Raw genomic sequence first — 22,766 nt, 5'->3', positions numbered from 1 at the left:
TTTAGCGCTGGCGTAAGGGGTGAAAAATAGGCAAAAATGAAAATGACTATTCACGTACGGAAATAATCCGGGGTATCCATGGATCAATTAATGGCAATGCGCGCGTTCACGCGGGTGGTGGAAAGCGGAAGTTTTACCCGGGCGGCCGACTCGCTGAACATGCCAATAGCGACCCTGAGCAAGCTGGTGAAATCGCTTGAAGCACATCTTGAAACCCGGCTTCTGCAACGCACCACGCGCCGCGTCGTGACCACCCAGGAGGGCGAGGAGTATTACGATAAAGCCCTGCGGGTACTGATTGAGATTGAGGATATCGACACCGCGTTTCGTGCCTCCTGCTGTACGCCAAAAGGGCATTTGCGTATTGACGTTGGCGGTTCAACCGCCCGTGACGTTTTAATTCCCCTGCTGCCCGACTTTATGCAGCAGCACCCGGATATCCGCATCGATCTCGGCGTGGCCGACCGGCCCGTTGACCTGATTAGCGCTAACGTAGACTGCGTGATCCGAGGCGGCCCGCTTGATGATTCGACGCTTATCGCACGGCACATCGGCGATGCAGAAATGATTACCTGTGCCACGCCGGGCTATTTGAAAAATCACGGCGTTCCGGCGTATCCGCAGGAATTACGTAATGGTCACAAGCTGGTGAGCTATCTTTCCCCCGTCAGCGGCCGGGCATTTCCGTTCCGGTTCAGGGATAAGGGAGAAGCGTTGGAGGTGGATATTCCGCACTATCTGGGGGTCAATGAAAGCAATGCACACCTGGCGGCGGCAGTGGCGGGTTTAGGCATTATTCAGACCTTTGGGTACGCCATCCAACATTATTTAAAAACGGGAACGCTGGTTGAAATCCTTCACGACTGGCGTCCGAAGCGTTATCCCTTTCATGTGGTGTATCCGCAAAACCGGCATCTGACGCATCGGCTAAGGGTGTTTATTGCCTGGCTTGCCGAGGTATTTCCAGCTGCGCTGAAAGGATAGCCGGGCTTTCACCCGGCGTTGAGTTAGTTCAGCTTATAGTCCAGCGAGATGTCCGCTTTTAATACCTGCGACACCGGGCAGCCGGCTTTGGCTTTCTGGATAATGCCGTCAAACTGCTGAGGATCGATGCCTGGCACCGTCACCTTGCTCTGCAGCGCGATTTTGGTGATTGCAAAACCGCTATCGGTTTTGTCCAGCGAGACATCCGCCGTCGTATCAATGGAGTCTGCCGTGTAGCCCGCCTCGCCAAGCATCAATGACAGCGCCATGGAGAAACAGGCCGCGTGGGCTGCACCAATCAGCTCTTCCGGGTTGGTGCCTTTTGCGCCTTCAAAGCGGGTATTGAAGCCGTAAGGTTGTTGGCTAAGAACGCCGCTCTCGGTCGATACTGTCCCTTTCCCGCGCTTAATGTCGCCAGACCAGTGCGCTGAACCGTGCTTATGAATCGTCATTATTGCTCTCCTTTTGGCTTACAAAGGGTTAAGTATAGGACGAATAACCGATTCTGCAGGGAAGACAGACGAGTCCGAAGGTTCACAAAGGTATTGCGCCAGCGCATCAAGGAACACGCGCTGCGCGGCGGGCTGATGATCTCGCGACTGATAAATACCAAAAATACCGATCGGTTTCGGCGTTAATTCGCCAAGCACGCGCACCAGTTTGCCCTGTGATAACGCCTCGCGAGCCTCTCGCTCCGGCAGCATAGCGATACCACAATGGTTGATGGCGGCGTCCATCAGCAGAGACGAAATGCTGGCACTCAGATTGCCGCTGACGGCCATTGACACCGTCTCCCCCGCCGTTGTCAAAAAAGACCACGACTGACCGGCGAAGAAGCTATAGTGCAGACAGTTATGCTGCGCCAGCGCAGCAGCGGTTTCAGGGGTACCACGGCGAGCCAGGTAGTCTGGCGACGCACAGAGTACGGAACGACACTCCCCCAAGCTGCGGGCAATCATGCCCGGCTCCGGGTTGTCGGTGATTCGGATTGCCACATCGATACGCTCTCCCACCAGGCTTACCGGATGGTTATTCACATCCAGCTCTATTCGCAGCTGCGGATAGCGCGACAGCAAATCGGGCAACACGGGCGCGATCATATGGATGGCGGTAAAATGCGCACAGGCAACGCGCAGCGTGCCGGACGGCATATCCTTCGCCGACTGATCTTCTATCTCCTGCGAGATTTGCGAAAGCGTGCGCGTTTTGAGCAGTATTTTTTCGCCCGCGGCGGTCAGCGTCAGCTTGCGCGTTGAGCGGTTCACCAGCCTCGTACCGGCCCACTTTTCCATCTGCTCAAGGTAGCGGCTCACCATCGGGCGAGAAATGCCCAGCGCGCGAGCCGCCGCGCTCAGGCTACCCAGCTCACAAATCCGGTTATAGACCTGAGCGGCAATAACACGATCCATACAACACTCCATTTGCTCGATTTATGAAACTAAGCATGTCTTGTTTCAGGAATTCTGGCAAATGCTGAAATCCGTACAATAGCGTCTTTCCCGGACAACAGAGACAATAGAATGAAAATTACCCGCCTTGCAGTGCTATGCGCCCTCTTCACGCCAGCCGTTTTTGCTGCGCCGTTAACCATTGATACCTACAACCCGCAGGAAAAAGGCATTTTTGCCGTCTCTTCCACGCTGGTTTCTGGCCCGAAAGAGGCCGTATTGTTTGATGCCCAGTTCAGCGTGAAGGACGGTGAAGCCCTGGTAGAGAAAATTCGTAAAAGCGGCAAAACGCTGAATAAGATTGTGATCACCTCTGGCGACCCGGATTTCTATTTTGGCCTACAGCCGCTGGTGAGAGCCTTCCCGAATGCCAAAGTGGTCGCCACACAGCACGTCGTCGATCATATTAACGCCACCAAAGACGCTAAACTCGCTTTTTGGGGCCCGCAGATGAAGGACGGCGCTCCTACAGCGCTGATTGTCCCGCAGGTGCTGGCCTCGACAACGTTTATGGTGGATGGCGAAAAAATCGACATTGAACAGCCGAATAGCTACGCGGCCTATGTATGGATCCCGTCAGCAAAAACGATCCTTGGCGGAACCGGTATTTCCTGGGGCATTCACGTCTGGACAGCAGATACGCAGACGCCAGCCATCCGCAAAGAATGGCAGCAAACGCTGGTCAACATGGCCGCTCATAAGCCAGAGCGCGTGATCCCTGGCCATTATCTGGGTACGCCACCGTCAGGAACGGGCGCTATCGCGTTTACCCGCGAGTATTTGCAGGAGTTTGAGCAGGCGCTGGCGAAGCATAAGGATTCTGCAGGCGTGATTGCTGCCATGAAAAAACAGTATCCTGACCTCGCCGAAGCGAGTTCGCTGGAGTTAAGTGCAAAAGTGAATACCGGCGAAATGAAGTGGTAAGTTAATACCGGCTCCTGCTATTTATCGGCGATAGCAGGAGCACCATCAAAATATTCTCTGCTCAACCTTCGATATATCCCCTTTTTTTTAAAAGTACATAAAAGCATGTACTTATGACATTTTTATTTCTGAGATGAATCTTAGACACAGGGGTAAAAATATTTGCCATTCTGTTTGTGAATTACGTTTTTGCAAGCCGTAACATTAAACAGATAACGACACGGAGGCAGCATGTTTACTTATTACCCGGCAAATACTGCAGCAGCACAACCTGAACTCGTCAACGCCATTGCACAAGGTCTACACGCCGAGCATGGTGCTGTAACCGAAGATGACATTTTGATGGAACTGACCAAGTGGGTGGAATCCACAGACAATGACATCCTCAGTGACATCTACCAGCAGACCATTAACTACGTCGTCAGCGGGCAAAACGCACCGTTGTAAAAACCTGCTAAGCTGGATCTGCAACCTAAGGGGTTACATTTCGTTTGCGTCAGCAAACTTGTCCTTAAAACTATCAACAGGATTGAGGAGTTAATATGAAATCGAACCGTCAGGCACGCCACATCCTGGGGCTGAACTACAAGCTTTCTAATCAACGTAAAGTGGTGATTGAGGGCGACAGCGAAACGCAAGTCACCCACGCCACCGGTAGAAAGCGCCACGCAGGCAAGTAAGACCCGGTAAAGATCCTTAACACCATCGGCAATCCCGATGGTGTTTTTGTATCTGCGTTGCGGTAATTAATATTTAGCTCCTTTATAATAGCGCCTGACCGCACCCCACAGCACAGGCCAGAAAGATGACAAACAGCAGTGTCAGGGACGGATCTTCAAAAAAAAGAGTGAGTGACATGGACAACAAACTGAAAAAACATCGTTCCTTATATATCCCCTATGCCGGCCCGGTTTTGCTTGAGTTCCCCCTGCTGAATAAAGGCAGTGCCTTCAGCATGGAAGAGCGCAGCAGCTTTAACCTGCTTGGCCTTCTGCCAGAAGTTGTTGAAACCATTGAAGAACAGGCAGAGCGTGCCTGGATCCAGTATCAGGGTTTCAAAACAGAAATCGACAAGCACATTTACCTTCGCAACATTCAGGATACCAACGAAACCCTCTTCTATCGCCTGGTGCAAAACCATCTCGAAGAGATGATGCCGGTGATCTACACCCCGACGGTCGGTGCTGCCTGTGAGCGTTTCTCTGAGATTTACCGTCGTTCCCGTGGCGTATTTATCTCCTACCAGAACCGTCACAACATGGACGACATTTTGCAGAATGTGCCAAACCACAACATCAAAGTGATCGTGGTGACTGACGGTGAACGTATCCTGGGCCTCGGCGACCAAGGTATTGGCGGGATGGGCATTCCCATCGGCAAGCTGTCCCTTTACACCGCCTGTGGTGGGATCAGTCCGGCCTACACCTTACCGGTGGTATTGGATGTGGGGACGAACAACCAACAGCTCCTCACCGATCCGCTGTACATGGGCTGGCGTCATCCGCGTATTACCGACGACGAGTACTATCAGTTTGTTGACGATTTCATCCAGGCCGTGAAGCAGCGCTGGCCTGACGTGCTGCTGCAGTTTGAAGATTTTGCTCAGAAAAACGCCATGCCGCTGCTGAACCGTTATCGTGATGAGATCTGCTCGTTTAACGACGATATTCAAGGCACTGCCGCGGTCACCGTCGGCACGCTGATCGCCGCCAGCCGCGCGGCCGGTAGTCAGCTAAGCTATCAGAAAATTGTTTTCCTCGGCGCGGGATCTGCGGGCTGTGGGATTGCCGAGCAGATTATCGCCCAAACCCAACGCGAAGGATTAAGCGAAGAGCTGGCGCGCTCTCGCGTCTTTATGGTTGACCGATTTGGCCTCCTGACCGACGGCATGCCGAACCTGCTGCCGTTCCAGACTAAGCTGGTGCAAAAACGCGAGAACCTGAAAAACTGGGATACCGACAACGAAGTCCTTTCCCTGCTGGACGTCGTGCGCAACGTGAAGCCGGATATCCTGATCGGTGTTTCCGGGCAAACCGGTCTCTTCACCGAGGAGATCATTCGCGAGATGCACAAGCACTGCGAACGCCCTATCGTGATGCCGCTGTCTAACCCTACCTCCCGCGTGGAAGCGACCCCGCAGGACATCATTGCCTGGACGGAAGGGAATGCGCTGGTTGCCACCGGCAGCCCGTTTGATCCGGTGGTATGGAAAGATAAGGTTTACCCAATTGCCCAGTGCAACAACTCCTATATCTTCCCGGGAATTGGTCTGGGGGTTATCGCCTCCGGCGCGTCTCGCATTACCGACGAAATGCTGATGTCTGCGAGTGAAACGCTGGCGGGTTACTCCCCTCTGGTGAATGACGGTGAAGGCCTGGTATTGCCAGAGCTGAAAGATATCCAGAAAGTGTCCCGCGCTATCGCATTTGCGGTGGGCAAGATGGCGCAGCAGCAAGGCGTGGCGGTAAAAACTTCTGCCGATGCCCTGCAGCAGGCCATTGACGACAACTACTGGAAGCCGGAATACCGCAGCTACCGCAGGACGTCCATCTAAATACCGCCCCTCACCCTCTCCCAAAACGGGAGAGGGTACAATGACACCCCCTCCCGTTTTGGGATAAGAATCTACAGCACTAATTCCCCACTAGCCAAACCCCTTTTCCCCCGCTACACTCCTTTCATCCATTAACCCACTGAATATATAAGGAGGACAAATATGCTGTACTGTGAAATTTTCAATTTTTCACATACTTTTGGCGATCGCATCAGCTCAAGCGTTATCGATATCGTGCTGCGATAACTTCGGCTTGAGCGAAGACACCAACCCCTAACTCCCCTTCTCTCGGGCTTACTGAGTTATCGTCAGCGATGTTTGACGAGGCATAAACATGCCTGTAACTCTTGGGTAAGCAACAATGAGCACTTTACTCACTGCACAATCTTTACGCGTTGATACGGCATTTGGCACGCTCTTCGACTCACTCTCCTTTACGCTGAAAAAAGGCGACCGCATTGGTCTGCTGGGCGATAACGGCTGTGGCAAAAGCACGCTGTTGAAGATCCTCGACGGCACGGACTCCCCTGCAGCCGGAACGGTAGCGCTGGCCGGACACTGTCTGATGGCGCGCGTTGAACAACATCTGCCGGAAGCAATTCACTCACTCACCATGCTGGATGCCGTTCTGGCGCAACTGCCGTCTGGCGAGCGTGACGGCCTGCGCTGGAAAGCAGAAACCCTGTTGGCGGGCATGGGCTTTACGCCTAAAGATATGTCTCTCTCGTCGGCCACGCTGAGCGGCGGGCAACATACGCGCCTGCTGCTGGCTCGGGCGTTGATAAGCGAACCGGATCTTCTGCTGCTGGATGAGCCGAGCAACCACCTCGACCTGCCGACCATGCTCTGGCTGGAGCAGTTTTTACAAAACTGGTCGGGGAGTTTCGTGCTGGTTTCTCACGATCGGCAGCTGCTGGACGCCGTCACCAACGGCAGCTGGATCCTGCGTGATAAAACGCTGCACTATTTTGCCCTTCCCTGCACCGCCGCACGCGGAGCGCTGGTGGCAAAAGACGAAAGCGATGCGTTACGCCATAAGGCAGAGCAAAAGGAAATTGACCGTGTGGCCGCCAGCGCCAAACGGCTGGCGACCTGGGGCAAGGTCTACGATAACGAAGATCTGGCCCGCAAAGCCAAACAGATGGAAAAACAGGTGGAGCGGCTAAAGGAGAGCCAGACCGAGGTCACCGCAGGCAGCCCGTGGACGTTAACCCTGCGCGGCGACGCGCTGCGGGCAGACCGTTTGCTGGAAATGGAAAACCTCGCAGTGCCGCCTGCACCAGGGTTGCCTGGGCTGTTTACCGTCGATATTGCACGGCTTAAAAGCGGCGATCGCGTGGCGATCGTCGGGCGCAACGGCTGCGGTAAATCATCCCTGATGAAGCTCATCTGGCAGCATTTTACCGATGACATAACCGATGCAGGGATGAAAATCCACCCGCGCGTCTCGCCAGGCTATTACGACCAAACGCTGAACCAGCTGCCGGACGATGCCTCGCTGCTTGATGCGCTGGCACCTTTTGCGCCTGACCCACAGAACCGCAAAATGGCCCTCATCAGCGCCGGATTCCCGTGGGTGCGGCACGGGCAAAAGGTCAGTACGCTGAGCGGCGGCGAGCGGTCTCGCCTGCTGTTTGTTGGCCTGACGCTTGCCCGCTACAGCCTGCTGATGCTTGATGAACCTACCAACCATCTGGACATGGAAGGCAAAGAAGCGCTGGCGGACACCCTGCAGCAGTTTGAGGGCGGCGTGCTGCTGGTCAGTCACGATCGTCAGTTGATTAGTCAGAGCTGTAACCGTTTCTGGCTCATCGAAGACGGAAAGATGAGCGAATGGCACGATGCCGAAGCCGTCTTTGCGCGGCTGCGAGAAAGCGCGGGCCTGACCTCAACAACAGCCATACGGGAAACGCCTGAAGAGAGTCCTTCCGAATGTGACGACCTGCTAGAGCGACTGGTAACGCTGGAAACGCTGCTGGAAGAAGACCTGGCGCGCAAGCCTAAGCATCAAAAGCCGCAGCTGCAGGCCCAATGGCGTAAAGAGATTGAGGTGATAGAAGCCCAACTGTAAGACTGCGCCCGGCGGTAGCCTCGCCGGGCCAGTTTTTTTACTGCGGTTTTTTCTCTTTCCAGGCATCCCATGCCTGTTTGATCTCTTGCTTCGCCGTCGCAGCATCGTTAAAGCCGCTCAGCTCCACTTTTTTTCGCCCTTCGGGAAGCTGTTTATAAACGCGGAAAAACGATTCCAGACGCTGCACGTCCATTTTCGGCAGATCGCTTAACTCTTTAATATCGTCATAGGTCGGGTCGATTTTACTCGCCGGCACGGCGACGATTTTGTCATCTTTCTCCCCGCCGTCGACCATCTTCAGCACGCCAATCGCCCGCAGCTTGATCAGCGTTCCCGGCGCCATGGGGGCCCGGGTATAGAAAATCACGTCCAGCGGATCGCCATCACCGGCCAGAGACTGGGTCAGAGAACCGTAATTTGCCGGATACGCCACCGGCATGGACTGAAAGCGATCAGCCACGATAAAACCGGTTTTAGCGTCAGTTTCATATTTGATAATGCCGCCCGCCGGGATCTCAGTGACGGCATAGAACTCTTCGGGATTGTTCTCCGGCTGAGGGAATTCAAGGATGTTTTGCGCCTGTACGGAAGCGGACAGGAGGACGCTGATTGCGATAAGTTTTTTCACCAGATGCATTGTCTTTTAACTCTTCGGTTATTAGGAAGACAACACGGTACGTTGGGCGGATGACAGAAACATGACGGTTTTTTTACGTTATTTCCACCCTCCCAGTTATGAGAGGATCGCTCTATTCTTAATCTGAAATCCACTGAAATGATGACATTATGTTGCTGTTCCCTTGCATTACCGTGGCAAAGAATTAATCCTTAAGAAGTATTACACCTGCAATACAAAACTCGCCATGAACAAGGAGAATCACATGAAGGCTGCTGTCGTAACACAGGATCACAACGTCAATGTCACGGAAAAAACGCTGCGCCCGCTGAAGCACGGAGAAGCCCTGCTTAAGATGGAGTGCTGCGGCGTTTGCCATACCGATCTCCACGTGAAAAACGGTGATTTCGGGGATAAGACCGGCGTAATCCTGGGCCATGAAGGGATTGGTATCGTGAAAGAAGTGGGCCCCGGCGTAAATTCGCTGAAGGTCGGTGACCGCGCAAGCGTGGCCTGGTTCTTTGAGGGCTGTGGTCACTGTGAGTATTGTAATACCGGCAATGAAACCCTGTGCCGTGACGTGAAAAACGCCGGTTATTCCGTTGACGGCGGCATGGCAGAAGAGTGCATCGTCACCGCCGATTATGCAGTAAAAGTGCCGGAAGGCTTGGGTTCCGCTGAAGCCAGCAGCATTACCTGCGCTGGCGTGACAACCTATAAAGCGGTGAAGGTATCCGGCATCAAGCCGGGCCAGTGGATTGCCATTTATGGCCTCGGCGGGCTGGGTAACCTCGCGCTGCAATACGCCAAAAATGTGTTCAATGCCAAGGTTATCGCTATCGACGTCAATGACGAACAGCTGAAGCTGGCCGCGAGCATGGGCGCGGACTTGACAGTCAACTCCCGCAGTGAAGATGCCGCAAAAGTGATTCAGGAGAAAACCGGCGGTGCGCATGCTGCCGTGGTAACGGCTGTAGCCAAAGCCGCCTTCAACTCCGCCGTCGATGCAGTGCGTGCCGGTGGCCGCGTTGTGGCGGTAGGTCTGCCGCCGGAAGCGATGAGCCTCGATATTCCACGCCTGGTGCTGGACGGGATTCAGGTCGTCGGTTCGTTGGTGGGTACCCGTCAGGATCTGATGGAAGCCTTCCAGTTTGCCGCGGAAGGCAAGGTCGTGCCGAAGGTAACAATGCGTCCGCTGGAAGACATCAACGCCATCTTCAAAGAGATGGAGCAGGGCCAGATCCGTGGCCGTATGGTCATCGATTTACGCGCGTAAACCACTGTTGCCGGGCGATGGCGTTGCCTTGCCCGGCCTTCAGCTACAGGGAACGCTTGTCGGAGATCCACTCCTGAACGTCAATTTGAAAAGTATCCGGTGCCTTACGATACATTTTGCGCGCCAGATCGAGAATGGTATGCCGCGCTAATTCCTCTTCCATCCGCTGTTGTGCGCTATCCATCACCGAACGTACGCCGCACGGGCCATCACACACCCAGGCCGGAGGGGTTTCATCAAATAATGCCAGCCGCTGGCGTATTTCGCGGCATTCAAACATGTTTTTCTCGCCGTCGATGGCGTGTACCACATCCAGCACGGTAATCAGCTCAGCGGCACGGGCCAGCTTAAATCCGCCGCCCTTGCCTTCCGTACCGACCACCAGCCCAGCGCGTGACAAACGGGTGAAGATTTTGCCAAGGTAGTCGTACGGCACACCCTGCAGGGCTGCCATCTCCCTGACGCTCATTTCACGCTCACTGCCTTTTGCATCCACCATACACATCAGGCTATGAATGCCATATTCCACACCGGAACTGTAAAACGCCATGGTTAACTCCGAAGTTACTGTTCCAGCCATTATAACGATTTTTAACTCAGAAAGAAGTTGTCGCAGTTAACTCCGACAAGTATAGTTGCAGTTATGTCAGACATACGGCCTGACGATCAAAAAGGATCGAACATGACGAAGCAAATTTTAATTGTGGGTAGTGGGTTTTCGGGCATGTGGGCGGCAGTCAGTGCCGCTCGCCTGTCAGCACTGAATGGAAACAGCAGTCTGAAGATCGCCGTGCTGTCTCCCGTCCCGGAACTGCGCGTTCGCCCGCGATTCTATGAAGAAAACGTGTCAACGCTGATTGCTCCCCTTAACGACCTGTTTACCGCGCTGGATATTGAGTTTATCGCAGGCAGCGCAGAAGTCATTGATACAAAAAATAAAACTGTCACCTATCGTGCTGCCAGCGGTGATAAATCAACAGTCATCTACGAACGGCTAGTGCTGGCGACGGGGAGCCAGAGTAAGCGCCCCCCCATTTTGGGGTTGGAGGAATACGCGTTTGATATCGACCAGCTGGAATCAGCGCAGGTCTTCGAACGGCACCTGGACTCATTGGCCTCGCGCCCTTCCACGCCAGAGCGTAACACCGTCGTGGTCTGCGGCGGTGGTTTTACCGGCATTGAGCTGGCCACCGAGTTACCGGCCCGTCTTCGTGCCCGTTTCGGTGATGTTACGGATACCAAAGTAATCGTAGTTGAAAGAGGAAAAACGATTGGTGGACGTTACAGTGATGCGTTGCGCACCACTGTTGCAGATGCGAGTAAAGCACTGGGTGTTGAATGGCGTCTTAATAGCGAAGTAGAGGCGATCGATGCGCATGGCGTGACGCTGAAAAATGGCGAACGTATTGCGGCATCAACCGTGGTCTGGACTGCGGGCGTGGAGGCAAATGCCTTAAGCCAGCAGATTGATGCCGAGCGCGATAATCTGGGGCGTCTCAACGTCACTCAATCACTACAGGTTCCGGGGCATCCGGAAGTGTACGCCACCGGCGATATGGCGCATGCCCAAACGGACGATCTGGGCAATACAGCGCTGATGACCTGCCAGCACGCAATCCAGCTGGGTAAATTTGCCGGTCACAACGCCGCAGCCAGCCTGTTGAATATCGAGCCCTACCCTTATCGCCAGGTAAACTACGTAACCTGTCTAGACCTGGGCGGCTGGGGTGCTGTCTATACCGAAGGCTGGGAACAGGCGGTCAAATCCGTACGTGACGAGGCAAAGAAAATCAAAATTGCTATCACCAACGAACTGATTTACCCCCCTGCAGCAGACAAAGGCGTCGCCTTCGCTGCCGCCGATCCGCTGGCGAAATTTGTGTAATTCCCTGCCACTGCCCCGCCCGAGGGGCATGTTTATTTCCACTTTCCGGCAAACCTTATCTCAATTCCTTTGTTCCCTTGTTTTGCCCTGCGCCCGATGATGAATCCGACGCTAACAAGAAGATAACAAAGGAATTCACCATGCAAACCCCCTTTCGCCTGCCGCTGCTGACGGCGCTGATTCTGGCTACTGGCACCGGCTGGGCCGCAGATGCGCCGGTCAAAGGCGGCACGCTGATTTATCTGGAACAACAGGCGCACACTAACCTCTATCCGCCTGCCGGTGGTTTTTATCCTAACGGCGGCATTCTTAACCAGATAACCGATAAGCTGACGTGGCAGAACCCGAAGACGCTGCAGGTGGAACCTTGGGTGGCCGAAAGCTGGACCACTAATGCCGATAAAACGGAATATACCTTTAAAATTCGCCCCGGCATCACCTTCTCTGACGGCACGCCGCTGGATGCCAGCACCGTGGCAAAAAACTTTGATACCTACGGGTTAGGCAATAAGGCGCAGCGCCTGCCGGTCTCAGAGGTCATTAACAACTACGATCGCAGCGAAGTGGTTGATCCGCTTACCGTGAAGTTCTACTTCAAAAAACCATCACCCGGCTTCCTGCAAGGCACCGCCACCATTGGCTCGGGTCTGGTGTCCTTAAGTACGTTATCGCGCAACTTTGAAGAGTTGGGCGATGCCCGCCACGTGATCGGCTCTGGCCCCTTTGTGGTGCAAGATGAAAAACTCGGTCGCGAAGTGACGCTTGAAGCGCGTAAAGACTATCGGTGGGGGCCGAAAAACCTGACGCAGCAGGGACCGGCAAACCTCGACGGCATCAAGTTTATCGTGACGCAGGAGGACAGCGTGCGCGTCGGCGCACTCCTCGCTGGCCAGGCGGACTTTATCCGTCAGGTTCAGGCCTATGACGAAAAACAGACCACCGACCAGAGCTATAAAATCTACGCAGCCCCCACACGAGGGGTTAACGACAGCATCAGCTTCCGCCCGGATAACCCGCTGGTTGCCGATATTCGGGTGCGTCAGGCGCTGCTTCATGCCACCAACGCGAAACAGGTGGTCGACACCCTCTTCTCACCTAACTATCCCCAGGCTAAATCGGTGATTGCCGATTCTGCCGCGGGCTTTGTCGATCTCAGCGACAGGCTCACCTTCGATCCCGCCAAAGCCAACGCGCTGCTGGACGAGGCTGGCTGGAAAACAGGCAGCGACGGGATCCGCGCTAAAGAGGGCCAGCGTCTGGCGCTCACCGTCTATGAATCCCTGCCGCAGCCGCAAAACAAAGAGGTGCTGCAACTGGTGGCCCAGCAATGGCGTCAGGTGGGCGTTGCGCTGAGCGTGAAGGCGGGCGATGCGGGCAGTCGCACCCTGGACAGCCTCGACCCGCTTAAAACACCGCTGACCGTTTCCGAAGTCGGACGCGCCGACCCGGACGTGGTGAAAAGCATGTTCTACCCCGCCAACCGCGACGCGCTGCTGCAAAAGGGTGGCTCCAGCGACAAGGTTAAAAATTTCCGCGATGACGGGCTGAATGCACTGCTGGTGAATATTTCCGCCGAGGTCGACCCGCAAAAGCGCCTCCAGCTAACCGGTGATGCCCAGCGCTATCTTCTGGATAACGCCTACGTCATTCCAATCTTTGAAGAGCCGCAGGTCTACGCCGGTGCACCCTGGCTGAAAGGCGTGAGCTTTGAAGCAGTTGGCCGCCCGTCGTTCTATGGCGCGTGGATTGAGAAACACTGAGGATCTGACGATGAGCCACGCACTTCTTCAACGCTTAGGGCATGGGCTGCTGGTGCTATGGGCCGCGTTTACCCTCTCGTTCGTATTGCTACAGGTTCTGCCGGGTGATGCGGTGCTGATTAAATTCCAGAACCCGGATCTGGGATTAAGCCCGGCACAAATCGAGGAGATGCGCGTGGCATACGGCGCGGATAGCCCCCTCTGGCAACAATATGCCCACACGCTGCTGGCTATGCTGCAGGGGGATTTTGGCTATTCATTACAGGCAGGCGTGCCCGTCAGCCAACTGATTGCCAGTAATTTACCGGACACGCTGAGTCTCGCCCTACCCGCGTTTGCGCTGGCGGTAGTGCTGGCGTTTGCGCTGGCCTTTGCCTCACGCCTGCCTGGTTTACGCTGGTTGAGCAATACCCTCCAATCATTACCGGTTCTGTTTATTTCGCTGCCGACGTTCTGGCTGGGTATCGCCCTGATTCAGCTTTTCTCCTTCCAACTGCGGCTGATCCCGGTGATTAACCCCTCGCCGCTGCAGGGGTTAATCCTGCCGATCGTGACCGTGGCCATACCGATCTCCGCCCCGCTGGCACAGATTCTGATGCGCAGTCTGGATCAGGTCGCCTCTCAACCTTTTGTCGCGGTCGCCCGCGCTAAGGGGTTGAGCGAAACCGCCGTGCTCTGGCGACACGTGACCGGCAACGCCCTGCTGCCTGTCCTGAACATCGCCGGACTGCTGCTGGGCGAACTTATTGCCGGGGCATTAATCACTGAAACCGTATTCGGGCGCAGCGGCCTGGGCCAGCTGACACAGCAGGCGGTGAATAACCAGGATATCGCCGTCCTTCAGGCGGTGGTGATGATATCTGCACTCGGGTTTGTGCTGATCAATCTGTTGGTCGATCTGCTGATGCCGCTGTTCGATCCGCGTTTGCAAACCGTTATCGGAGGTGCACGATGAGTCTTGTGGATTACGCTGCCGCCGCGCGAAAACGCGTGCCAACCTGGCACGGGTTACAGTGGCAACCCGGCCTGTGGCTGGCGTGGACGGTGATTATCCTTGCGGCTTTTGCAGCCCTGGCGCCGGGCCTGTTGACCCACTATAGCCCCATCGAAGGCATCGCCAGAGCTCAGCGGCTTGCACCGCAGACAGAGCATTGGCTCGGCACCGACCAGCTGGGTCGAGATGTCTATACCCGCATCGTCTACGGCGCCTCCCATTCTCTAAGCGCCGCGCTGGCGGCGGTAACGCTGGGATTACTGGTAGGCACCGCGCTGGGCGTTACTGCCGGGGCGTTCGCCGGTCGCGTTGAAACTCTGCTGATGCGGTTTGTAGACGTTTTGCTCGCCATTCCGTCCCTGCTACTTTCTTTGACGGTCATCATTTTGCTCGGTTTTGGCACCGTCAACGCGGCGATAGCCGTGGGCGTCGCGTCGATTGCCAGCTTTGCCCGTCTGGCGCGGGGTGAAGTGGTGCGCGTTCGCCATACGGACTATGTTGAAGCGGCGTTTGGCAGCGGCGGTACTTTTCTGTCCGTGCTGTGGCGGCACATCTTGCCCAACTCGTTAACCGCCGTATTGGCGTTTGCCACCCTGCAGTTTGGCCAGGCCATTCTTGCGCTCTCAACGTTAAGCTTCCTCGGCTACGGCACGCCTCCGCCTGTCCCTGAATGGGGGCTGATGATCGCCGAAGGGCGAAACTATCTCTCGACCGCCTGGTGGTTAACCACCTTCCCCGGCGTGGTGGTGATTGCCGTGGTGCTAGCCACCAACCGTATCAGCCAACAGTTCAGCGGAGGTCGTCAATGAGCGTGCTCTCAGTAGAAAACCTGACCATTAGCTACCGCACCGCCCGCCAGTGGCGCGAAGTGGTGCACAGCGTCAGCTTTACCCTTAAGCGGGGTGAAATGTTGGCGTTTGTCGGCGAATCGGGCTCGGGTAAAACCACGACGGCACAAGCGATTATTGGCCTGCTGGCCGACAACGCCCGGCGTGATGCAGGCAACATCGTGCTCAACGGCGAGGAGATCGGGCAGTGGTCATCCAAACGACTCGATGCCCTGCGCGGAGCGAGGATCAGCCTCGTGCCGCAGGATCCGGGCAATTCGTTAAATCCGGTGAAAACCATTGGTGCGCAGGTAGGTGAAATTATTCAGCTACATCAGAAAATGACCTCTGCCCAGCGCGATGAGCAGGTTCTCGCCCTGCTGGTAAAAGTAGGCTTAAGCCATCCGGAACAGCGCATGAAGCAGTATCCCCATCAGCTTTCGGGCGGCATGAAACAGCGCGTGCTGATTGCAATCGCTATCGCCCTGCGCCCGGATGTGATTATCGCCGATGAACCCACCAGCGCGCTGGACGTGACGGTACAAAAACGCATTCTGGATCTGCTGGATGTGCTACGCCGGGAGTCCGGCACGGCGGTGCTGTTTGTAACGCACGATCTGGCTCTGGCTGCACAACGCGCCGATCGGCTGCTGGTCTTTCGCCATGGTGAAGTTCAGGAACACGGCGCCACCGCTGACATCGTGCGTGCACCGCAGCACGTCTATACACGCCAGCTGTTGAGCGATTTGCAGGGACAACGACTGACCATTGCCCCGGTCTCAGGGCACCGCCTGGCCTCACCCGCCATTCGCGCCATCGCGTTGAGCAAAACGTTCTCGCTGGGTAAGGGCCATCAGCTCCAGGCGCTGGATGGAGTCAGTTTTGACGTGAGGCGCGGCAGCACCCATGCGCTGGTCGGTGAATCGGGGTCGGGGAAAACCACGCTCGCGCGTATTTTGCTGGGCTTCGAACGGGCCGATAGCGGGCAGGTCATCATTGATGATATAGACGCCACCCTTCTCAGCCACGAGGCGCGCCGACAGCTCCGCCAGAAGATCCAGTTTGTTTATCAAAATCCGTTCGCCTCCCTCGACCCGCGCCAGACGCTTTTTGACATCGTCGAAGAGCCGCTGAAGAACTTTGCCCACATCGGTAAAGCGGAACGTAAAGCCCGGGTTGAGACGGTTGCGCAGCGGGTTGCCCTGCCCGTTGAGCTGCTGACGCGTACAGCCCGCGAGCTGTCCGGCGGACAACGTCAGCGCGTGGCGATTGCACGGGCGCTGATTCTGGAACCCTCCATTCTGGTGCTGGATGAAGCCACGTCCGCACTGGATGTTACCGTGCAGGCGCAAATTCTGGCGCTCCTCCAGCAGCTTCAGCAGCAGCTGGGTCTGACCTATCTGTTTATTACGCACGATCTGGCAACGGTGCGCCGAATTGCGCATAGCGTCACCGTGCTGCGTAGCGGTCTGGTTGTAGAACAGGGCAGCGTCGAAACGCTGTTTGCCACACCGCAGAACCCTTACACCCGTGAGCTGATTGACGCCATTCCCCATTTTTCACCCGCTACGGAGGAGTTCGCATGACGCGAAAACGCCTGGGATTTTTCACCCGCCTGCTTGATGATGCCACGCCCAAAGAGCGCTATCGCCTGGCGACGGAACAGATCCGCCACGCCGAACGCCACGGCTTTGACAGCGCCTGGATCGCGCAGCACCATTTCCATGAACGTGAAGGCGGCCTGCCGTCGCCGCTGTTGTTTCTGGCGCACGTTGCCGCGCATACCGAAACGATCCGCCTGGGGACGGCCATCATCACGCTGCCGATGGAAAACCCGCTGCGCGTGGCAGAAGATGCCGCGGTGCTGGATCTGCTGGCAGATGGGCGTCTCGACGTTGGCTTTGGCTCAGGGGGAACGCCAACCTCCTTCCTGCCGTTCGGCCTCACGTTCGAGGCGCGCGGCACGGCGTTTACCGACCATCTGCACCTGATACAAAGCGCCTGGCGCGGGGATTCGCTGACCCACCCGGACAACCATCTTTACCCGCCGGCCCCACAGCTTGCGGAGCGCATCTGGATTGCCACCTTCTCCGTTGACGGTGCCGTTCGCGCCGCCCAGGCAGGACATGGCCTCATGCTTTCACGTACCCAGCCTCGTCCGGCGGACAGGTTAGATCTCACGCTGGACGCGATCCAAAACCCGATGGTGGATGCTTATCTCGATGCACTTCCCGCAGGTATTGCCCCACGGATTTTGGCTTCCCGCACGGCGTTCGTCGCCGATAGCGATGAGTATGCCCTGAAGGTGGCTGCCCCCGGCTTAGCCCGACAAGCCCAGCAGCATCGTGACGCCGGACACACCGTTTTAGGTGACACTGTCACCGATCATCGGAGACAGTTTGATGCACATATTGGTTCGCCGGAAACGGTGCTGAACTCGCTGAAGGCGGATTCTGTGCTACGCCGCGCAACGGACATCTCATTCCAGGTCCATTCGGTCGAACCGTCTCATCGCGACACGCTTCGTTCGATTGAGCTTATTGCAGAACATATCGCCCCCTACATTCTTTGAGGACACTCCTATGGCATTAAGTCAGGATATTCTTGCCGAGCTGGCGGAAATCGCCCCCGGCTCCCCGCTGGCAGAGGCTCGCGCCGTACGCGACGCCGCTACCCGTCACGCTCAGGGCAGCTACGAAACCTTGTTCAGCCAGCAGGACGCCACATTCGCGCTGGACGAACGGTTTGCCGTCGCGGCGAAAGTGGCCAAATGGCATAACGCCCCGGCGCTGGCAGCGCATTATGCCGGGTTTGGCCTTGCCGACCCGACCTCAGACCGCCTGACCCCGGCGCTCACCTTTGCACGTCTGCTGACCTTCTCCCCAGTGGAAGCCACGCCTGGCGCGCTGAATGCCTTGAAACAGGCGGGCTGGAGCAAAGAAGGTATCGTTACGTTGGCCCAGCTTATCGCCTTTGTTAGCTTCCAGAACCGGCTTATCGCCGGGCTGCGTTTGCTCAACGATAAACCCGTCGACGCCAGCGAGGCTACGGTTGTCGCGGGCGTCTGGCACACCAATGCGGTAACGGCGACAGGCAAGGCGGCTCCCGTGGCCTTTACGCAACAGGCGCTCGGCTGGGAACCCTGGCTTGCCGCCAAACCGCTGGCCGATTTTCGCGATGATGAAGTGGCCATACTGGCGAAATTTGGCCATACCGATTCTGACTATTTCCGCCTGCTGGGACGCAACCTGCCGGTTCTCGAACAGCGAACGCTAACGGATAAAGGGATTTTTTATACGCCGGGAGGGTTACCGCGCGCCGAGCGCGAGCTGGCCGCGACGGTTGCCAGCAAAATCAACGGCTGCATTTACTGTGCATCAGTCCATGCGCGTAAAGCCAGCCAGCTGTCGAAGGAGGATAATGCGGTGGAGGCCCTGCTGGCCGTGCGGCCGGGGCAATCGTTGAGCGAGGGTCAGTCTGCGCGCTGGCAGGCAGAAATCACCTTCGCGGCGGCGCTGTCGGTCACACCGCCTGCCGTCACGCCGCGCCATCTTGCGGCGCTACAGCAGCAAGGGCTGGATACGCTAGAGCAGCTCGATCTCCTGCAGTCTGCCGCCTTCTTCGCCTGGGCCAACCGTTTGATGTTGACCCTGGGCGAACCCTGGCTTTCCTGACCCGTATCAGGCTAGCGCGCGAGCGTTAGCCTGAGCACGCCTGGCGCGCAGATGGGCGTAGATCAGCAGTGATGTCATGGCAGAGAAGGACAGCATCGCCGCAGGCAGCGTGACGTAGCTCCAGCTAAAGCCGAGCGTAATCATCATCCCGCCAAAATATGCCCCAATCGCGCTGCCCAAGTTAAATGCCATCTGTCCCCCTGCAGCACCCAACATTTCGCCGCCTTTTGCATTTTGCAGCAGCAGAATTTGCAGGGGTGCCGACAGCGCAAACAGCCCGGCACAGCAGATAAAGCCCATCACCAGCGAAGCCGTTTTCTGTTCTCCAAAGGCAAAGAGCAGCAGCAGCGACGCGACAATGACCAGATCGGTGATCGCAGCAATACGCAGCGGGCTAAAGCGTCCCGACAATTTACCGCTAAGCAGATTTCCCAGCACCATGCCCAGCCCCATGAGCATCATGATGACGGTCATCAGCCCTTCCGAGAAGCCCGACACGTTAACCATAAAGGGCTTCACAAAGCTGAACCATGCGAACACACCGGCATTACCAAACAGGGTGGCGGAAAAAATGAGCCAGGGTTCCGGTTTTTTCAGAAAGTGAAACTGCTCGGTTAACCTGGTTTCTGATTTATCGTGGAGAGTCGGGACCCACGCCAGGACCGAGAGGATTACCAGCGCGTCAAAGATGGCAATCAGCATAAAGGTATAACGCCAGTTGAACGCATGCCCCAGCCAGGTGCCCAGCGGAACCCCCACCAGATTGGCCACGGTCATCCCGGCAATCATGCCCGCAACAGCAACCGTCACCTTACCCGGAGGGGCAATTTTGGACAGTATGATCGCCCCGACGCCAAAAATGGCACCGTGCGGAAAGCCGGATATCAGTCGCCCTATCGCCAGCCCGACATAGGACGTGGAGAAGGTGAAAATCGCATTGCCGACGGCACACATGCCCACCAGAAAAAGCAGGGTCGTTTTCAGCGAGAACCGGCTGGAAAAAAGCGCCACAATCGGCGCGCCGATCACCACCCCGAAGGCGTAAAAGGAAATCATGTTCCCGGCGGAGGGAATCGAAATTCCGGTATCATGCGCCAGTTCCGTTAATACGCCCATAATGCCAAATTCGGCCATTCCTAAGCCAAAGGTGCCAAGCGCTAACGAAAAAATCGTCTTTTTCATACCACAACCAGTTGTTAATGATTTGCAACACGCATTATTGAACAATCTTGTATGGTGAGCCAGTTCAAATCGGCGTTCCGACACGTTAATCCATCAATACAGGTAGATTACACTTCTTAGTGCGGCTTCCCTTTTCCCACCGCGACAGGACACTAAGAGGATGACAATTATGGTCAGTAAGAAGAAAGCCAAAGTCGTTGTTGACGTCGTTAAAACTGCCCCGCTAAAAACAAAAGAGTATGAAAAGGAGCTCCGCCGCCTGCACGTTGAGCTGGTTAAACTCCAGCAGTGGGTTGTCGCCAAAGGTTTGAAAGTGTGCATTGTGTTTGAGGGACGGGACGGTGCCGGTAAAGGCGGGACCATCAAAGCGATTACCGAGCGCGTTAGCCCGCGCGTCTTCCGGGTCGTCGCGCTGCCCGCACCGACGGATAAAGAAAAAAGCCAGCTCTACTTCCAGCGCTACGTGCCGCATCTGCCCTCGGCTGGCGAAATCGTTATCTTCGATCGCAGCTGGTATAACCGCGCAGGCGTGGAACGGGTCATGGGATTCTGCACCGAAGAACAGGTTGAGAAATTTTTAGAGGGTACGCCGGTGATGGAGAAAGCCATGATCGATGCGGGGATCATTTTGCTGAAGTACTGGCTTGAGGTTACGCCAAAAGAGCAGGAACGTCGTTTACGCGACCGCATTAACGACGGCCGAAAAACCTGGAAACTCTCCCCGATGGATATTAAATCTTTCAATATGTGGGATGAGTATACCGCGGCACGAGATGCAATGTTTGAAGCCACCGATACGGCATGGGCACCGTGGTTTGTGGCTCGTTCGGAAGATAAAAAGCGCGTGCGCCTGAATATTATCACGCATCTTCTCTCCCACATTCCGTATAAAGATTTGCACATTAAAGCAATGGATTTGCCAAAACGTAAAATTAGCAAGATTAAACCGACCCAATATCCGTTCCGCTATGTGGAAGAGCGATTCTGATAACGAAGCGCCGCCGGGCAACGCCGACGGCGCGGGGCTTACTTCATCCCTTCCGTACTCTCTTTTTTCGCTTCCAGACGCTCAACGTCGCGGTACCAGCGCGGGTGATGCTTTTGCGCCCATCGGCGGCTCACCTTGCCCTCAACCATTCCTTTAATCGACCCTTTCACCCAGAACGCCATATACATATGGATCAGGATGGCGTGGATCAGAATGATGGCGGAGGTCGCGTGGATCAGCAGCGCGTAGCGAATCACCTGAATCGGGAAATAGTGGGCAAAATAAGGACGCCAGACGATTACGCCCGTCACCAGCAGCACAAAAATCATGCTCATGATGGTCCAGAACATCATTTTCTGCCCGGCGTTGTATTTTCCCACCTTGGCCACTTTATGCTCGTTGCCCTTCAGGACTTCGACAATCCCTTTCACCCACGGAATATCCTGCCTGTCCGGGATGTTGTGATGCACGAAGCGCACGAACATAAACATCAGCACCACAAAAATCAGCACGCCGAAGAACGGATGCAGAATGCGCCCCATCTGCGGGGTGCCGAAGGTTTCGGTCAGCCACTGCAGCGTCGGGAAGAAGAACGATATCCCCGAGACCGCCACCAGGAAGAAGCAAATCACTACCGTCCAGTGACAGGCGCGGTCGATAAACGTCGTGCGCACTATCATTTTCGATTTACTCATGATGCTCCTCCTCGTCATCATCCACCTCTTTGTTTGGCCCGATACCGATATAGTGATAAATCAGCCCGGCAAAGGTGGCGATAAAGCCCGCCGCCGAGAGCGGTTTCAATGCCCCTTTCCACAGGTTGATCGACGTATCGATCGCCGGATCCTTCGGCAGGTTATGGTACAGCGCCGGCTGGTCGTTATGGTGCAATACATACATGACGTGCGTACCGCCCACGCCCTGCGGGTTATAAAGGCCCGCATTGTCATAACCACGTGCTTTCAGCTTGTCCACACGCTGCTGGGCAACGTCCAGCATCTCTTTTTTGGTGCCGAAATGAATAGCACCAGTGGGACAGGTCTTCACGCAGGCAGGCTCCTGACCCACGCTCACGCGGTCCACGCAGAGGGTGCATTTATAGACCCGGTTGTCCTCTTTGCTGAGGCGGGGAATATTAAACGGGCACCCGGCTATGCAATAACCGCAGCCGATGCAGTTGTCCTGCTGAAAATCAACGATCCCGTTGGCGTACTGAATGATTGCCCCGGCAGACGGGCACGCCTTCAGGCAGCCCGGATCCTCGCAGTGCATACAGCCGTCCTTGCGGATCAGCCACTCCAGCCTGCCGTTCTGGTCCGTTTCGCTAAAACGCATTACCGTCCAGGACTTGGCGCTCAAATCAGCCGGATTGTCGTAAACCCCGACGCAATGTCCCACGTCATCGCGGATATCATTCCACTCAGAGCACGCCACCTGGCAGGCTTTACAACCCACGCAGGAGGAGACATCGATGAGCTTGGCGACTTCTGCCTTGTAATCCCGCGCACGAGGCGCGGGGGTTATTGGGTTAGTCGCGGAGCGCTTAATAATGTCTTGTGTTTCCATCGCCATTTACTCGCTCC

General features: G+C 55.9%; 22 protein-coding genes. 15 read left to right on the top strand and 7 right to left on the bottom strand.

Translation table 11 applies throughout. From position 1 onward, the window contains the following. Nucleotides 1-78: 78 nt before the first annotated feature. The gene (locus tag V5P19_RS05260; RefSeq protein WP_334400799.1) at nt 79-984 is read left to right on the top strand and encodes a LysR family transcriptional regulator; all 906 of its coding nucleotides are present in this window, start codon (nt 79-81) and stop codon (nt 982-984) included. Between the two features lie 23 nt (nt 985-1,007). Here the strand turns inward: V5P19_RS05260 and V5P19_RS05255 are convergent, their stop codons facing one another. Next, on the bottom strand, nt 1,008-1,436 hold the full coding sequence (locus V5P19_RS05255; RefSeq protein WP_334400797.1) for an OsmC family protein: 429 nt from the start codon (nt 1,434-1,436) through the stop codon (nt 1,008-1,010). Between the two features lie 18 nt (nt 1,437-1,454). After that, nucleotides 1,455-2,393, bottom strand: coding sequence for a LysR family transcriptional regulator (locus tag V5P19_RS05250; protein ID WP_334400795.1), 939 nt, complete (start codon nt 2,391-2,393; stop codon nt 1,455-1,457). 111 nt (nt 2,394-2,504) lie between these two features. Between V5P19_RS05250 and V5P19_RS05245 the strand changes: the two genes are divergently transcribed. From V5P19_RS05245 to V5P19_RS05225, 5 genes are all read left to right on the top strand, one after another. Then, nucleotides 2,505-3,356: a Vmh family MBL fold metallo-hydrolase gene (locus V5P19_RS05245; RefSeq protein WP_334400793.1), complete on the top strand. Its 852-nt coding sequence runs from the start codon at nt 2,505-2,507 to the stop codon at nt 3,354-3,356. 231 nt (nt 3,357-3,587) lie between these two features. Beyond that, a complete protein-coding gene (gene bdm, locus V5P19_RS05240) occupies nt 3,588-3,803 on the top strand; it encodes a biofilm-dependent modulation protein (RefSeq protein WP_013096534.1) in 216 nt (71 codons plus the stop codon). Between the two features lie 95 nt (nt 3,804-3,898). Beyond that, a complete protein-coding gene (gene sra / locus V5P19_RS05235) occupies nt 3,899-4,036 on the top strand; it encodes a stationary-phase-induced ribosome-associated protein (protein WP_013096533.1) in 138 nt (45 codons plus the stop codon). A gap of 176 nt (nt 4,037-4,212) precedes the next feature. Further along, the gene (locus V5P19_RS05230; RefSeq protein WP_334400788.1) at nt 4,213-5,910 is read left to right on the top strand and encodes an NAD-dependent malic enzyme; all 1,698 of its coding nucleotides are present in this window, start codon (nt 4,213-4,215) and stop codon (nt 5,908-5,910) included. A gap of 361 nt (nt 5,911-6,271) precedes the next feature. Further along, entirely contained in the window at nt 6,272-7,981 is a 1,710-nt protein-coding gene (locus V5P19_RS05225; RefSeq protein WP_334400786.1) for an ABC-F family ATP-binding cassette domain-containing protein, read from the top strand. A 37-nt stretch (nt 7,982-8,018) separates the two neighbouring features. On the opposite strand, the gene V5P19_RS05220 is transcribed toward V5P19_RS05225, so the two are convergent. Further along, nucleotides 8,019-8,618: an inorganic diphosphatase gene (locus tag V5P19_RS05220; protein ID WP_334400784.1), complete on the bottom strand. Its 600-nt coding sequence runs from the start codon at nt 8,616-8,618 to the stop codon at nt 8,019-8,021. Between the two features lie 244 nt (nt 8,619-8,862). Here V5P19_RS05220 and adhP point away from each other — a divergent pair, with 244 nt between their 5' ends. Further along, on the top strand, nt 8,863-9,873 hold the full coding sequence (adhP, locus tag V5P19_RS05215; protein WP_334400782.1) for an alcohol dehydrogenase AdhP: 1,011 nt from the start codon (nt 8,863-8,865) through the stop codon (nt 9,871-9,873). A gap of 43 nt (nt 9,874-9,916) precedes the next feature. On the opposite strand, the gene V5P19_RS05210 is transcribed toward adhP, so the two are convergent. Further along, complete coding sequence (locus V5P19_RS05210) at nt 9,917-10,423, bottom strand: Rrf2 family transcriptional regulator (RefSeq protein ID WP_334400780.1); 507 nt, start codon at nt 10,421-10,423, stop codon at nt 9,917-9,919. 132 nt (nt 10,424-10,555) lie between these two features. Here V5P19_RS05210 and V5P19_RS05205 point away from each other — a divergent pair, with 132 nt between their 5' ends. From V5P19_RS05205 to V5P19_RS05175, 7 genes are all read left to right on the top strand, one after another. After that, on the top strand, nt 10,556-11,758 hold the full coding sequence (locus tag V5P19_RS05205; RefSeq protein ID WP_334400778.1) for an FAD-dependent oxidoreductase: 1,203 nt from the start codon (nt 10,556-10,558) through the stop codon (nt 11,756-11,758). A 140-nt stretch (nt 11,759-11,898) separates the two neighbouring features. Next, nucleotides 11,899-13,518, top strand: coding sequence for a TIGR04028 family ABC transporter substrate-binding protein (locus tag V5P19_RS05200; RefSeq protein WP_334400776.1), 1,620 nt, complete (start codon nt 11,899-11,901; stop codon nt 13,516-13,518). Nucleotides 13,519-13,528: 10 nt separating this feature from the next. Continuing rightward, a complete protein-coding gene (locus tag V5P19_RS05195; RefSeq protein ID WP_334400774.1) occupies nt 13,529-14,473 on the top strand; it encodes an ABC transporter permease in 945 nt (314 codons plus the stop codon). After that, nucleotides 14,470-15,321 (top strand): ABC transporter permease, encoded by an 852-nt coding sequence (locus V5P19_RS05190; RefSeq protein WP_334400772.1) that lies wholly within the window; start codon nt 14,470-14,472, stop codon nt 15,319-15,321. The genes V5P19_RS05195 and V5P19_RS05190 overlap by 4 nt, the downstream gene beginning before the upstream one ends. Then, complete coding sequence (locus V5P19_RS05185) at nt 15,318-16,925, top strand: ABC transporter ATP-binding protein (protein WP_334400771.1); 1,608 nt, start codon at nt 15,318-15,320, stop codon at nt 16,923-16,925. The genes V5P19_RS05190 and V5P19_RS05185 overlap by 4 nt, the downstream gene beginning before the upstream one ends. Then, entirely contained in the window at nt 16,922-17,911 is a 990-nt protein-coding gene (locus tag V5P19_RS05180; RefSeq protein WP_334400769.1) for a putative FMN-dependent luciferase-like monooxygenase, read from the top strand. The genes V5P19_RS05185 and V5P19_RS05180 overlap by 4 nt, the downstream gene beginning before the upstream one ends. A gap of 10 nt (nt 17,912-17,921) precedes the next feature. Next, entirely contained in the window at nt 17,922-19,013 is a 1,092-nt protein-coding gene (locus V5P19_RS05175; protein WP_334400767.1) for an alkylhydroperoxidase domain protein, read from the top strand. Between the two features lie 6 nt (nt 19,014-19,019). On the opposite strand, the gene araJ is transcribed toward V5P19_RS05175, so the two are convergent. Then, entirely contained in the window at nt 19,020-20,195 is a 1,176-nt protein-coding gene (gene araJ, locus V5P19_RS05170; RefSeq protein WP_334400764.1) for an MFS transporter AraJ, read from the bottom strand. 169 nt (nt 20,196-20,364) lie between these two features. On the opposite strand from araJ, the gene ppk2 reads away from it, so the two are divergent. Continuing rightward, nucleotides 20,365-21,183 (top strand): polyphosphate kinase 2, encoded by an 819-nt coding sequence (gene ppk2 / locus V5P19_RS05165; RefSeq protein WP_334400763.1) that lies wholly within the window; start codon nt 20,365-20,367, stop codon nt 21,181-21,183. A gap of 38 nt (nt 21,184-21,221) precedes the next feature. On the opposite strand, the gene fdnI is transcribed toward ppk2, so the two are convergent. Then, complete coding sequence (gene fdnI, locus V5P19_RS05160) at nt 21,222-21,878, bottom strand: formate dehydrogenase-N subunit gamma (protein WP_334400761.1); 657 nt, start codon at nt 21,876-21,878, stop codon at nt 21,222-21,224. Next, on the bottom strand, nt 21,871-22,755 hold the full coding sequence (gene fdxH, locus V5P19_RS05155; protein WP_334400759.1) for a formate dehydrogenase subunit beta: 885 nt from the start codon (nt 22,753-22,755) through the stop codon (nt 21,871-21,873). The genes fdnI and fdxH overlap by 8 nt, the downstream gene beginning before the upstream one ends. Nucleotides 22,756-22,766 lie beyond the last annotated feature (11 nt).

Origin of the sequence: Enterobacter sp. UNJFSC 003 (assembly GCF_036903355.1) — a bacterium.
Classification (GTDB): domain Bacteria; phylum Pseudomonadota; class Gammaproteobacteria; order Enterobacterales; family Enterobacteriaceae; genus Enterobacter.
The sequence above is the reverse complement of the archived record's forward strand: the minus strand, read 5'-3'. Positions and strand labels throughout refer to the sequence as shown.

Coding starts and splice junctions, on each gene's coding strand:
- V5P19_RS05260 (WP_334400799.1), top strand. CDS start 79: ATGGATCAATTAATGGCAATGCGCGCGTTCACGCGGGTGGTGGAAAGC.
- V5P19_RS05255 (WP_334400797.1), bottom strand. CDS start 1,436: ATGACGATTCATAAGCACGGTTCAGCGCACTGGTCTGGCGACATTAAG.
- V5P19_RS05250 (WP_334400795.1), bottom strand. CDS start 2,393: ATGGATCGTGTTATTGCCGCTCAGGTCTATAACCGGATTTGTGAGCTG.
- V5P19_RS05245 (WP_334400793.1), top strand. CDS start 2,505: ATGAAAATTACCCGCCTTGCAGTGCTATGCGCCCTCTTCACGCCAGCC.
- bdm (WP_013096534.1), top strand. CDS start 3,588: ATGTTTACTTATTACCCGGCAAATACTGCAGCAGCACAACCTGAACTC.
- sra (WP_013096533.1), top strand. CDS start 3,899: ATGAAATCGAACCGTCAGGCACGCCACATCCTGGGGCTGAACTACAAG.
- V5P19_RS05230 (WP_334400788.1), top strand. CDS start 4,213: ATGGACAACAAACTGAAAAAACATCGTTCCTTATATATCCCCTATGCC.
- V5P19_RS05225 (WP_334400786.1), top strand. CDS start 6,272: ATGAGCACTTTACTCACTGCACAATCTTTACGCGTTGATACGGCATTT.
- V5P19_RS05220 (WP_334400784.1), bottom strand. CDS start 8,618: ATGCATCTGGTGAAAAAACTTATCGCAATCAGCGTCCTCCTGTCCGCT.
- adhP (WP_334400782.1), top strand. CDS start 8,863: ATGAAGGCTGCTGTCGTAACACAGGATCACAACGTCAATGTCACGGAA.
- V5P19_RS05210 (WP_334400780.1), bottom strand. CDS start 10,423: ATGGCGTTTTACAGTTCCGGTGTGGAATATGGCATTCATAGCCTGATG.
- V5P19_RS05205 (WP_334400778.1), top strand. CDS start 10,556: ATGACGAAGCAAATTTTAATTGTGGGTAGTGGGTTTTCGGGCATGTGG.
- V5P19_RS05200 (WP_334400776.1), top strand. CDS start 11,899: ATGCAAACCCCCTTTCGCCTGCCGCTGCTGACGGCGCTGATTCTGGCT.
- V5P19_RS05195 (WP_334400774.1), top strand. CDS start 13,529: ATGAGCCACGCACTTCTTCAACGCTTAGGGCATGGGCTGCTGGTGCTA.
- V5P19_RS05190 (WP_334400772.1), top strand. CDS start 14,470: ATGAGTCTTGTGGATTACGCTGCCGCCGCGCGAAAACGCGTGCCAACC.
- V5P19_RS05185 (WP_334400771.1), top strand. CDS start 15,318: ATGAGCGTGCTCTCAGTAGAAAACCTGACCATTAGCTACCGCACCGCC.
- V5P19_RS05180 (WP_334400769.1), top strand. CDS start 16,922: ATGACGCGAAAACGCCTGGGATTTTTCACCCGCCTGCTTGATGATGCC.
- V5P19_RS05175 (WP_334400767.1), top strand. CDS start 17,922: ATGGCATTAAGTCAGGATATTCTTGCCGAGCTGGCGGAAATCGCCCCC.
- araJ (WP_334400764.1), bottom strand. CDS start 20,195: ATGAAAAAGACGATTTTTTCGTTAGCGCTTGGCACCTTTGGCTTAGGA.
- ppk2 (WP_334400763.1), top strand. CDS start 20,365: ATGGTCAGTAAGAAGAAAGCCAAAGTCGTTGTTGACGTCGTTAAAACT.
- fdnI (WP_334400761.1), bottom strand. CDS start 21,878: ATGAGTAAATCGAAAATGATAGTGCGCACGACGTTTATCGACCGCGCC.
- fdxH (WP_334400759.1), bottom strand. CDS start 22,755: ATGGCGATGGAAACACAAGACATTATTAAGCGCTCCGCGACTAACCCA.